The sequence below is a fragment of the Microbispora amethystogenes genome (assembly GCF_016863015.1).
GTDB classification, from domain to species: Bacteria; Actinomycetota; Actinomycetes; order Streptosporangiales; family Streptosporangiaceae; genus Microbispora; species Microbispora amethystogenes.
The window spans coordinates 1-525 of sequence record NZ_BOOB01000164.1; the positions used below are offsets into that span (position 1 = coordinate 1).

Below are 525 nucleotides of genomic sequence, written 5' to 3' on the forward strand. Positions count from 1 at the left end.
CCGTGTCGTACACGCAGTGACCCGCGGTCGCGACGACGTTGTGGTAGGCCGACTGCACCGAGGAGCCGGTGCACCAGTGCGGCTTACCGTCGGCGCCGAGGAAGAACACCTTGCCCGAGGTCTTGGGCAGGTTCACGTTCTTCGACTTCGCGGCCGACTTCTTCTCGTCGCCGATCGCCGGCACCACACCGGGCTTGCTGTCCGCGGACGGCCCGCCCTTGGAGATGTGCTTGGCGACGACCTTGGTCTCCACACCGTACGGCGTGGCGTTGATCAGGTTGGCCGCGTTCTCGCCGAACCAGAACGCCGCGACCTGCTGGGCGGCCAGGTTGGTCTTGGCCAGCGAGTCAGCGGCAACGTCGTTCCCGGCGTTCGCGGCCGGGGAGGCGACAACGGCGGTGGCCAGCAGACCGGCCGCCATGCCGCCCAGAGCAAGAGTGCGCTTCATGGAAATTCTCCCTGGTCTGTCGTGAGGCGTCACTTGCGCCCCATGCGTCAGTGAAGGAACGAGGAGAAAGTTATACG

1 pseudogene is annotated in these 525 nt (G+C 66.1%); it reads right to left on the reverse strand.

What is annotated here, in order from left to right:
- Nucleotides 1-448 (reverse strand): annotated as a pseudogene (locus Mam01_RS36180) (trypsin-like serine peptidase); the annotation flags it as partial.
- Nucleotides 449-525: the final 77 nt, after the last annotated feature.